This is a genomic window from Pedobacter sp. SAFR-022 (assembly GCF_051965375.1).
GTDB lineage: Bacteria > Bacteroidota > Bacteroidia > Sphingobacteriales > Sphingobacteriaceae > Pedobacter.
Map to the genome: position 1 here is coordinate 397,382 of NZ_JBQCME010000003.1, position 11,280 is coordinate 408,661.

Here is an 11,280-nt window from a genome sequence, read left to right on the forward strand (position 1 = left end):
ATCTATTTGATTTTGGCCAGGCTTTCCCTGATCCGGTATAAGTATTTACTTCTGTAATAAAGATCTTTGATCGCCAGCAATGTTGCTTCCTGCGCAGCAGGATCTTGCTGGTCGTAAGAAGCTGCAAGCGATGCGGATTCCTGGTTCAGTGAAGCTTCAATGTTATCTATTTCCTGCTTCACCTGCGACAAGCGCTCCGGATCTGGATCAAACTGCAAGTCCATCAAAGCTTCATTTACCTCCATCATCTCCATCAGGAAGCTTTGCGGAAGTTTATAGTTCTCCCCTTCTTCCAGCAAGCCTTTCAACGATAGTATATAATGAACTCGCTTCTGTGGATCATTAAGCACCTGAAAAGCTTTGTTGTTTAATGTCGACAGCTCCAGTACCTCCTGCTGTTTTTCTTCACCTTCATTGATAAAGAAATCCGGGTGGTACTTTTTACTCAGTTCATAAAACTTCTGCTTCACGAGCTTCAAATCGGGGTTGAAGCTAAGCGGAAGGCCGTATAATTCAAAGTAATCCATAAACGGTGCTACTTAATGAAATTCTTAAAGATATCGTTGCCGAGCACAAAGACCATGAGTGATAGCAAGATCACAAAGCCGACCATCTGTGCACGTTCCATGAATTTGTCCCCCAGCGGCTTTCCTTTTACCATCTCCACTAAAAGGAATACCACGTGTCCGCCATCCAATGCCGGGATCGGCAATAAGTTCATGAATGCTAAGGCAACCGAAATAAATGCCGTAGAAGCCCAGAATCGAGCCCAAACCCACTCACCACCGTAAACTTTGCGTGCGATATCCACAGGGCCGGAGAATGCCTTATTCGCCTTTATTTGACCTGTAAATACCTTACCAATACCTTTTGCATTGTCGCTGAAAGTTTTCCAGGCTTGTGTAGCACCGATAGGCAATGCTTCCAACAAGCCATATTTGATGGTCTCTTGTTTAATTTCACTTACACGGAACCCAATGCCCACCATACCGGATGTATCAGCCGGCACATTCAACGCCAATGTCTCCGCACCGCGTTTTACATCGAAAACCATGGGCTTCCCTTTAGACTTCTTTATCTGTTCAACAACTTCGGTACTAAATTTAACAGGAACATCATTGATGGCAGTTATCACGTCACCCTTCTGCACCCCTGCTTTAGCCGCAGGTTTACCGGTCATAATGGAGTCCACAGTAGAACTAATCAGCGGTACGCGGTCTACAAAGGCCTCAATGCCCTCGTCCGATATGTCGTTCAGTATGTTTTCAGGAACCTTTACGTACAAGGTTTTGTTCCCACGTAGTATCGTTAACGTGGTGTTGCTCAGTAATACTTTTGAAGAAGTAATTTCTTCGAAGCGGATTACCTTTTTACCGTTAATGGCAAGAACCTTATCCCCCTTCTGTAGTCCGATGCTTTGTCCTACTACACCGGGATTGATGCCGCTATGGGCGGAATTGTTCGAAATATAAGTCTCTCCGTATTTGAACGTCAGCATCCAGAAGATGAAAATACCGACAATCACGTTTACGACCACACCACCGAGCATCACGATCAATCGCTGCCAGGCCGGTTTAGAGCGGAACTCCCAAGGTTGTGCAGGTTGTGCCATCTGCTCGGTGTCCATCGACTCGTCGATCATACCTGCGATCTTAACATAGCCCCCAAGTGGCAGCCAACCGATTCCGTATTCACAATCGCCTTTTTTAAAGCTGAAAAGCTTAACGTTCCAGGCATCAAAGAATAGGTAGAACTTCTCGACCTTGATGCCGAAGGCCCTTGCCGCCAGGAAGTGACCCAGTTCGTGTAAAATTACTAATATCGATAGTCCCAGTAAAAGCTGGGCGGTCATAATCAGTCCATTCATATATTACTTAATGTTTTTATTTATGATGAGATAAAATCTATTTTGTTACCAGTTGACCGGCAAATATACGGGTATGCTGGTCCGTTTCTAAATAATTGTTCAGGGTAGGCGCTGCAATGAATTGAACATCACTCATACAACGTGCAATAACATCGCTCATTTCCAAAAACCCGATCCGGTCTTCCAGGAATGCATTCACCACCACTTCATTGGCTGCATTGATGATGCAGGGCATATTACCACCCTGGTTCATCGCCTGATAAGCGAGTTCGAGATTACGAAATGCCGTCCTATCCGGCTGCTGAAACGTAAGCTCCGGATAATCCATAAAGTTAAAGCGAGGAAAGTTCGTTTGTACCCGTGCCGGATAAGCCATCGCATAGTGAATCGGCAGTTTCATATCCGGCAGCCCCATTTGCGCCTTCATCGAACCGTCAGTAAACTGCACCAGCGAGTGGATAATCGATTGAGGATGTATGATCACGTCAATCTGATCTTCCTTCAGGTCGAATAACCACTTGGCTTCAATCACTTCCAATCCCTTATTCATCATTGACGCAGAATCAATCGTGATTTTAGCGCCCATCACCCAGTTCGGGTGTTTTAGAGCAGCCTCTTTGGTCACAGATGCCAGAAATGAAAGATCTTTACCCCGGAACGGGCCACCTGAAGCGGTTAAGTAAATCTTTTCCACCGCGTCTCCGGCTTCACCCACCAGGCACTGATAGATGGCGGAATGCTCAGAATCGACTGGAACAATATTGACACCATGATCCTTCGCCAACTGCGTGATCAGCTGCCCAGCCACAACTAAGGTCTCCTTATTGGCAAGACCAATATCTTTTTTTGCTTTGATTGCTGCTATAGTCGGCTTTAATCCTACAGCCCCCATAATTGCAGTTACTACGAAGTCTGCGCTATCCAGGCTGGCTGCTTCCTCTAATGCCGCCTCACCAGCAAGCACCTTTATGGCAGTACCTTCAAGTGCCGTCCGCACCTGCTGAAATTTTGATTCATCGCAGATCACAACCAATTCCGGCCGGTGTTTCATGGCCTGCGCAATCAACAGCTTTGCATTCTTCTGCGCTGTCAGCGCAACAACTTTATATAACGAAGGATTAGCCTCAATAACTTCCAACGTTTGTGTCCCCACAGACCCAGTAGAGCCCAGTATCGATATATTCTTCAATGATATTCTGTTAAATTGTAAAGCTACTCAAACGATCCGCAATCTGTCTATCGTTAGACAACCGAGGCACCTTATTCTGGCCGCCAAGTTTACCTGCAGCACGCATGTAGTCTACAAATGCATTTTTATTTAATGACCGGATCAAGAGCGGTTGCAATACCTTCCCCGTGATCAGATCATGGTAATATATGTTTTTCTTTTGAAGTGCCTCATCCACTTTCCTGCTAAAAGCAGTTAAATCCTTTGGTGCAGTACCAAATTCCACAAACCACTCGTGATATGGCAAGCCTCCTTCCGGTGGCGTAATCTGTGGCGCTACGGTAAATTCGGTGATGCTAACTCCTTCCTGTTCAGCTACACTCCATAGTGCCTGTTCTACTTCTTCTCCGATCACATGTTCCCCGAAAGCTGAAATAAAATGCTTGATCCTTCCAGTCACCAGGATCTTATACGGATGCTTAGATACAAACTTCACCGTATCACCAATGCTATATCCCCAAAGTCCCGCATTCGTATTCAGGATCAACGCGTAGTTCCTGTCCAGCTCCACCTCTTCCAAGCTTAAACGTGTCGGACGCTCATTATGATATTCCTCAGCAGGAATAAATTCATAGAACATCCCTGCATCAGCCAATAATAACAGACTTTTATCCTGCTGACTATCTTGATAAGCAATAAAGCCCTCCGAAGCCGGATAGGTTTCGATCGAGTCGATTTTCCTCCCAATACTACCCTCAATCTTAGCACGGTAGGGTTCATAATTTACCCCCCCATATACGAAGAGCTGCAGGTTTTTGAATATATCCTTGATCTTCTTACCACCACTCTTTTCCGTCAAACGGTCGAAGTACATCTGCACCCAGGGTGGAATACCCGAGATCAAGGTCATATCCTCCTGAATCGTTTCGTCTACAATGGCGTCAACTTTAGTTTCCCAGTCCTCAATGCAGTTCGTTTTGTACGATGGCATCCGGTTTCGCTGCAGATAAGCAGGCACCAGGTTAGCTACAATCCCTGAAAGACGGCCAACTTTGATCCCATTTTTTATGCTCATCACCGGGCTACCTTGCAGAAAGATCATCTTCCCGTTGACAAAGTCAGCTTTCCCGGTTTCATGTATATAGGTCAACAGAGCATTGCGTGCAGCTTTGAGATGCTCCGGCATGGACTCCCTGGAAATTGGAATATATTTAGCACCAGAGGTTGTCCCGGATGTTTTAGCGAAGTATTTCGGCTTGCCCTTCCACATGATGTTTGGCTCCCCTGCAACCACACGGTCAATATAGGGTCTTAGTGCTTCATAGTCCCGCACAGGCACCTGTTGCTTGAAATTGGCATAGGTCTTTATGGCTGAGAAATTGTGATCCTTGCCAAAAGCAGTATCAGACGCTTCGCTGATGAGCTGCTGAAAAACCTTTTGTTGAGCCGCTGCTGCGTTATTTTTCCATTTGTTTATGCCTCGTACGATGAAGGCAGCAAAGGGTTTACTTAATGCCGCTTTTAATCCCATAATTTGCTAAACAATATTGTGAATGATGTCTGGTTCTTCGTTCCCATCGTATTCAGCCATCATTTTACGATAAACAATCGTTAATGCCACGCTGGAAAGCGGAACAATGATGAAAGAGCTCAGGCTGATGACCAGCAATGATATCACCGACCAGTGAAGATAGTTAAAAACCAAAGAGAGCAGGTGAAAAAAGCCAAGCACCAGTAACAGTAACAAGATCTTGGTAAAATTACCGCGAGTGGTGGCCAAACTGTATTTTATCGCTTGGAAAGGCTTAGCCTGCCTATCGATAATGAAGAATTGAAAAAATGAAATCCTGATGAAGGTGATGAAGATTGCCACAATGGCAATAGCAACGGAGACATTGGTCACTACCCTGCCAGCTGCAGCGAGGTCGCTGACCAAACCCATTTTTACGGCGTAACGCAAGATGGGATCAAGAATAAATAACACCGGATAAAGCAAGACACCCACGAATACGATACAAAGTGCGAAGTAAAATGTAGCTATCAAGAAACGAATGATCTGTACGCGGGTAGGTAAAGTGCTTACAATAGTGATCTGTTCGTTCTCATTATCCAACAAATGGAGAATGTACTTAAACAAGGATAGATTTATCGTACAGTATAGCACGATGAAAAGGAACACCATCAGGATCCGCAAGCCAATGTTTACGTCCTTTAAAAAGAAGGCCATTAAACTCGAGGTCGTAAAAGTAATGAAGATTAAAAAGCACAATGTCGCGAGCGAGAAGTAGTTGTCGTAAGTAACACGCCAGGCTTTCCCGATTACCTCATTAACCGTAAAGGTGCTTTCTTTTAAAAAATTAATCATGCCGATTTTAAAACTACTCTTTTAACAAAATCCTGTATAAAGCCCATCCCATAAGCACCCAGCTGAATGAACGCTGCAATGATGCTTAAAAAAGCCACATGTACAGACCTATTCACCTGCCAGGAATGACAAAATATCAAAAAGAAAAATAAAAATATACCCGCATCACAAAGATAAGCTAATGGCGGATATATAAAATGGAGAACTATTGTCAGCAATGTACCCACCGTAAACACCGCCGGAAAAAAATGCACCAGCTTAAGCTCTGAAGGGAAATGTTTATAGATGTTGATCCTGGCCCTGCCAAAGAAATGCAGCTGTTTATAAAACTGCGCAAAACTTGTTCGACGTTTATGATAGACCTTTGCCGCAGGAATCAGCCCGATCTTGAAACCATGCTCATGGATACGGATGCTATATTCGATGTCCTCCCCAAGCCTGGTCAGAATAAATCCCCCAACTTTTTCCCAAACTACTCTGGAAACCCCCATGTTAAAGCTTCTGGGATGGAACTGCCCGATGTGTTTAGCATTTCCCCGGATGCCCCCTGTGGTGAAAGGCGAGGTCATTGCATAGCTAATAGCCTTTTGTACCGGTGTAAAACTATCATGAGCAGCGTCAGGACCACCGTAAGCATCCAGGCCCTGGGCCAGTAAATAATCTTTTACGATCTCCAGATAGTCTTCGGGAATCAGACAGTCTGAATCGAAAATTACAAAGTAATCGCCTTTTGCACGCTCAAAACCATAGTTCCGGGTAAAGCCTTGTCCTTCGTTTGCTTTTACGTAGTATTTAAGATCAAGCTTGTTGCTATACTTTTCAACAACCGCTTTAGCGTCGTTTACAGATCCGTCCTCAATCACCAGCACTTCAAACTGCGTGTAAGACTGCCGGGTTAAAGTAAACAGCAGCTCATCAATCTCCTGTGGACGATTATATAAAGGTATAATGATAGAAAAAAACATTAGCGCAGCTCTTTTTCTATTAAGTATTGATTTCGCTCAGGTGCATTTCTTGTCACCAGCTCCGCAACGAAACCCGTCAGGAACATTTGTGAGCCGACAATGATGGCCACTAAGGCAATGTAAAATAATGGCTGATCGGTAACCTCCCGTTTATACGGCAGGTGCACAGCGATATGGTAAAGTTTAACGCCAATCATCCATAAGGCCATAAAGATCCCCAGGAAAAAAGACAGAACCCCAAGCGAACCAAAGAAGTGCATCGGTCGCTTTCCAAATTTACCAACAAAGAAGATTGATAACAGATCCAGGAAGCCATTGATAAAACGGCTCATCCCAAATTTGGTTACCCCGTATTTACGTGCGCGGTGTTCCACAACCTGCTCCCCAATCCTCGTGAAACCCGCCCATTTGGCAATTACCGGAATATAACGGTGCATTTCCCCGTAAACTTCAATTGTTTTGATCACATCTTTACGATAAGCTTTAAGACCGCAGTTAAAATCATTCAGCGCAATGCCAGACATTTTCCGGGTTGCGGCATTAAACAACTTTGTAGGTATCGTTTTAGTGATCGGGTCATACCGTTTCTTCTTCCAACCAGAAATAAGGTCAAACTTTTCTTCCTTAATACGGCGAAAAAGCTCAGGAATTTCATCCGGGCTGTCTTGCAAATCGGCATCCATAGTGATGATAACATCACCCTCCGCAGCCTCGAAAGCTACGTTTAGTGCTGCAGACTTTCCATAGTTACGTCGAAACTTAATACCCTTAACTTCAGGCTGCGTAATTCTGAGCGATTCGATGATGCTCCATGAGGCATCTGTACTCCCATCATCCACGAACAGGATCTCATACGAAAAACCATTTTCAGCCATCACCCGGGCAATCCAGACCGTTAGTTCTGATAAAGATTCTTCTTCATTATATAAGGGAATAACAACAGATATGTCCATGTGTGCTCTAGTACGCTTAATCTGGTCGCAAATTTTGTCAAATTAAATGACATTCTTCTGAATGCTTAAAACATTGACACGAAAATGTTCCATAAAAAAGCCAATACCGTCCGACCGATTTCATCGACCCAAACAGTATTGGCTTAAAAAATTATGATTTCTATTCCTCAGTTTTGAAGAATATTGGACGCTCTTTTTTAAAGATTGCAGCAAAGATCAGTGCACCGATAAAATATAAGGTCGCGGAAATACCGAAGCCAACAATGATCTGCGAAAAGTTCGGATTCAAGGTCTTATCTAGTTCAGTAGACATTTTACTCATCTCTTCATCCAGTTTCGCAGCATCCAGACCAACACTCTTATAGGTAGACTCTACACTGGACATCATCGTCTCTTTCATTTTTATCGCATACTCCGGTTCAATGTACTTACTGAAGATGATCGTGAAAAAGTACGAAAGTGCCGTGGAAACGAGGAACATGATAAAGATGTTTAACAGTGCCTGTGAAAAATTCCAGTATCCTCCAGCATGTTTACGTAAATCCAGGCAGAAGAAAACCGCCAGACCTATACCAACTAAAAAGGTGATGGTAGAGCCGATCCATGAACCCATAAGCTCTGGTGCAATGTAATAAATGACCAAAAACAACACGATACTAATCGCGCCCCAAATGATTCCGTTCTTCAAGGCAGCACTTCTTACCGCACTGGTGTTGATCGTTGTAGTTTCCATGTTTAACAGCGTTTTTATTTAATTACTAAATTCTATTTTCGTTAAAATTAGCAATTAAGCTGTAAACCGCAACATCAAAAGCAGGGTTTGCACTATTTTCTTCCAACTCTTTTAAGGCCTCCGGTGTTGCCCGTGGCTGATGGAAGAAACTCATGAAAGGAACAAACAGCTCCTCCATCTCTTCACCAAGATCGATCATGCCTGCATGACTGCAGATATCCTCGATGCTGCTCTCAACCAGCTGCTGATTGCTGATCAGATCTTCATAAATATGAAACTCATCCTGGAACTCGTCCTCTTCAACCAACAAAAACTCTTTCAGGAAGTCATTGAGTTCAGGCTTAATTTTCTCGTCATGACACTCGTTGATGTACAGCAGCAAATTCAGCAACTCCGTACCACGATCAATGGTTTCTTCTTCAATGTTCGCCCACTCATCGGTTTCCAGGTAATCTTCTTCCAATTTCTTAATGTCACTTGCAAAGAAGTTGATCATTAATAAGTCAAAGAAAACCTCGCGAAGTTCCTCGAATGCAGGATATTCATCGAATGCGGCATCAAACTCTTCAACTTTCTCAAGAAAACCAAGATCCTTACTGAACACCTCAACAAGGTTTTCCTCCAGTTTAACCGAATCTTCACCCGATTGTTCCGCAAATTTATCCAGTGCGGCGACAAGTGCGCTTTTTACATTACTATCCATAAGTTTCAAGTTTATTGTTGTTGTATACCAGCTTCACTTTTCCGCTAAGCTGTTGATTTAATAGGGCTGAATTCTTAGACTTGCTTTTATTACTATCCTGGTTATATAACCAGGTCTCTTTCAAACTGTAAACACTGAAATTGGCCTTTTCACCGACTTCTATGTTAGGAACTTCAAGATTCAACACCTTTCTTGGTGCAATTGCCAGCTTCTCGGCAATCTGCTGTGCATCCAAACCTGCTTTCACTAAAAATGGCAAAGCCGTTTGTAGCCCAAGCATGCCGTAGGCTGCAATTTCAAACTCCACGTCCTTATGTTCTATTTCATGTGGACGATGTTGACTGGTTACGGCATCAATCGTGCCGTCTTTCAACCCCGCTAAAAGTGCTTTGACATCACTCTTACCTCTTAACGGTGGTTTAACCTTATAATTGCTGTCAAAATCGTTTAACTTGTCTTCAGTAAACACCAGGTGATGTGCCGCAACGTCGCAGGTCACCTTCGCGCCGTCACGTTTTGCGCGTTTTATTAAAGCAACAGATCCGGCCGTCGATATTGTACTAATATGTATTGGTGCATTGTGGTATGCCGAAAGGAACAAATCACGTGAGATCTGCATTTGTTCTGCCAGGGCAGGAATTCCTTTCATACCAAGCAAAACGCTGGTGCGACTTTCGTTCACCTGAGCCTTACCTGCTATTGCTTTATTCTCCGGATAAACCATCAGGAGCGCATCAACACCCTTTGCATATTGAAGCGCACGGCTCATAAAGCCATCATCAGCTACAGGTTTATTGCCATCAGAAAAAGCAACTGCGCCTGCTTGTTGCATATCGTAAAGCTCCGCAAGTTCCTTTCCTTCCAGGTTCCTGCTAATTGCTCCAATCGGATGGACATCAACCAAACGATCTTTCGAACGGTTCAAAATGTACTCTACTTCTGCTTTGGAATGCACAACAGGTTCAGCGTGCGGCAAAACGGCAATGCCAGTAAAACCTCCAGCTGCGGCAGCAGCCATTGCAGTTTGAATATCTTCCCTGGTTTCTAAACCAGGATCACCAACTGCGCAATTCAGATCAAAAAATCCCGGACTAATGTAACATCCAGTTCCATCAAAAACCTCGTCACCGGCTTCAGGGCTCAAGCTTTCGCCTATCGCTACAAGCTTACCTTCTTCTACACGTACATCACAAGTGCTTTGATTAAACTGACTATTGGGGTCGGCAATAGTTACGCCTGTGATTACAAGTTTCATATTGTTTTTTTAAACAAAAATAAGGATTTAAATGGAATCTGTTCGGCTTTTTATAAGCTAAGGGCTGCTGCGGCCGCTTTTTCAATGTATCATTTCTTAAACATACCGTCAATCCTGGTGTTTCCATGTTAAACTTACATTAACAATACAATTTTTGAAGCTGATATTCTTTATTTTATTTCCAAGCCTATATATTTGCCGCATCCCAACATGCATTTGCAGATTGAACGGACGAAATAAATGAGAAAACACTTGAACCACCACTTACATTTGCACCATCGCCAGTTATGGCGATAGATATGTAATGTTTTGTACTTCAAGACTAGTTTCCGAAAATTTTATTTTTATTCCATTCATTCAATATAAGCAAATTGAAAACACTCAAAATAGCTATCCAGAAATCGGGTAGGTTAAACGAAAAATCCGTAGAGATCCTTAAAAATTGTGGTTTATCATTCGAAAACTACAAGAGTTCCCTTATCTCAACCGTTAGTAATTTCCCTTTAGAAATCCTCTTTTTAAGAGATGATGATATCCCCGAATATGTACAGGATGGTATTGCCGATCTCGGTATTGTTGGTGAAAATGTGATCACAGAATCTGGTGCACAGGTATCGTATTTACAAAAGTTATCTTTTGGAAAATGTACCCTTAAAATTGCCGTTCCGAACAATAGTGACATCACTGAAATCTCAGAATTAGAAGGCAAGGCCATCGCCACTTCCTACCCGGTTATTCTAGAAAAATATCTTCTCGAAAACAATGTAAATGCTCAGGTCAGAACCATCTCAGGATCGGTAGAAATTGGTCCCGGTTTAGGACTAAGTGATGCCATTTGTGACATCGTTTCCACCGGTGGAACTTTAAAAAGTAATGGCTTGAAACCATTTGCTGAAGTGATGAAATCTGAGGCGGTTTTAATCGGGAGGGAAGGTGCAGAATTCGAGCCCGAAGTGCTCGAATTATTACAGCGTGTGCGTTCCGTTCTGAGAGCAAAAGAAACCAAATACGTTGTATTAAATGTTGCCAAAACAAACCTGGAAAAAGTTGTTGCACTACTTCCGGGCGTGAAGAGTCCGACAGTAGTTCCATTGTTCGACGAAGGTTGGGTGGCCTTACACTCCGTGATTGCTGAACAGGATTTCTGGGAAAAGATTAATGCGCTTAAAGCTGCAGGTGCCGAAGGTATTGTTGTAATGCCAATGGAAAAGATCATCGTCTAAATAGGTATAAACGCCTAAACATCTCAATTTTAACATTAACCTTTAGTT

At 43.3% G+C, this 11,280-nt stretch carries 11 protein-coding genes; 1 reads left to right on the forward strand and 10 read right to left on the reverse strand.

What is annotated here, in order from left to right:
• Nucleotides 1–2 precede the first annotated feature (2 nt).
• The 10 genes from hscB to ACTHQF_RS10230 all read right to left on the reverse strand — a co-directional run bounded on the left by hscB (nucleotide 3) and on the right by ACTHQF_RS10230 (nucleotide 10,009).
• A complete protein-coding gene (gene hscB, locus ACTHQF_RS10185) occupies nucleotides 3–527 on the reverse strand; it encodes a Fe-S protein assembly co-chaperone HscB (protein WP_440430103.1) in 525 nt (174 codons plus the stop codon).
• 8 nt (nucleotides 528–535) lie between these two features.
• Nucleotides 536–1,867 (reverse strand): RIP metalloprotease RseP, encoded by a 1,332-nt coding sequence (rseP, locus tag ACTHQF_RS10190; protein WP_440430104.1) that lies wholly within the window; start codon nucleotides 1,865–1,867, stop codon nucleotides 536–538.
• A gap of 37 nt (nucleotides 1,868–1,904) precedes the next feature.
• Complete coding sequence (locus ACTHQF_RS10195; protein WP_440430105.1) at nucleotides 1,905–3,056, reverse strand: 1-deoxy-D-xylulose-5-phosphate reductoisomerase; 1,152 nt, start codon at nucleotides 3,054–3,056, stop codon at nucleotides 1,905–1,907.
• Between the two features lie 10 nt (nucleotides 3,057–3,066).
• A complete protein-coding gene (locus ACTHQF_RS10200; protein ID WP_440430106.1) occupies nucleotides 3,067–4,566 on the reverse strand; it encodes a GH3 auxin-responsive promoter family protein in 1,500 nt (499 codons plus the stop codon).
• A 6-nt stretch (nucleotides 4,567–4,572) separates the two neighbouring features.
• Nucleotides 4,573–5,400: a hypothetical protein gene (locus tag ACTHQF_RS10205; RefSeq protein ID WP_440430107.1), complete on the reverse strand. Its 828-nt coding sequence runs from the start codon at nucleotides 5,398–5,400 to the stop codon at nucleotides 4,573–4,575.
• Complete coding sequence (locus tag ACTHQF_RS10210) at nucleotides 5,397–6,365, reverse strand: glycosyltransferase (protein ID WP_440430108.1); 969 nt, start codon at nucleotides 6,363–6,365, stop codon at nucleotides 5,397–5,399. Before ACTHQF_RS10210 ends, ACTHQF_RS10205 begins: the two co-directional genes overlap by 4 nt.
• Nucleotides 6,365–7,318, reverse strand: coding sequence for a glycosyltransferase family 2 protein (locus ACTHQF_RS10215; RefSeq protein WP_440430109.1), 954 nt, complete (start codon nucleotides 7,316–7,318; stop codon nucleotides 6,365–6,367). Before ACTHQF_RS10215 ends, ACTHQF_RS10210 begins: the two co-directional genes overlap by 1 nt.
• Nucleotides 7,319–7,478: 160 nt before the next feature.
• Nucleotides 7,479–8,051 carry a DUF4199 domain-containing protein gene (locus tag ACTHQF_RS10220; RefSeq protein WP_440430110.1) on the reverse strand — a complete coding sequence of 191 codons (573 nt, stop codon included), beginning with the start codon at nucleotides 8,049–8,051 and terminating at the stop codon, nucleotides 7,479–7,481.
• A gap of 25 nt (nucleotides 8,052–8,076) precedes the next feature.
• On the reverse strand, nucleotides 8,077–8,754 hold the full coding sequence (locus ACTHQF_RS10225) for a hypothetical protein (RefSeq protein ID WP_440430111.1): 678 nt from the start codon (nucleotides 8,752–8,754) through the stop codon (nucleotides 8,077–8,079).
• On the reverse strand, nucleotides 8,747–10,009 hold the full coding sequence (locus ACTHQF_RS10230; protein ID WP_440430112.1) for a dihydroorotase: 1,263 nt from the start codon (nucleotides 10,007–10,009) through the stop codon (nucleotides 8,747–8,749). The genes ACTHQF_RS10225 and ACTHQF_RS10230 overlap by 8 nt, the downstream gene beginning before the upstream one ends.
• Before the next feature lie 371 nt (nucleotides 10,010–10,380).
• On the opposite strand from ACTHQF_RS10230, the gene hisG reads away from it, so the two are divergent.
• Entirely contained in the window at nucleotides 10,381–11,232 is an 852-nt protein-coding gene (gene hisG / locus ACTHQF_RS10235; RefSeq protein ID WP_440430113.1) for an ATP phosphoribosyltransferase, read from the forward strand.
• Nucleotides 11,233–11,280 lie beyond the last annotated feature (48 nt).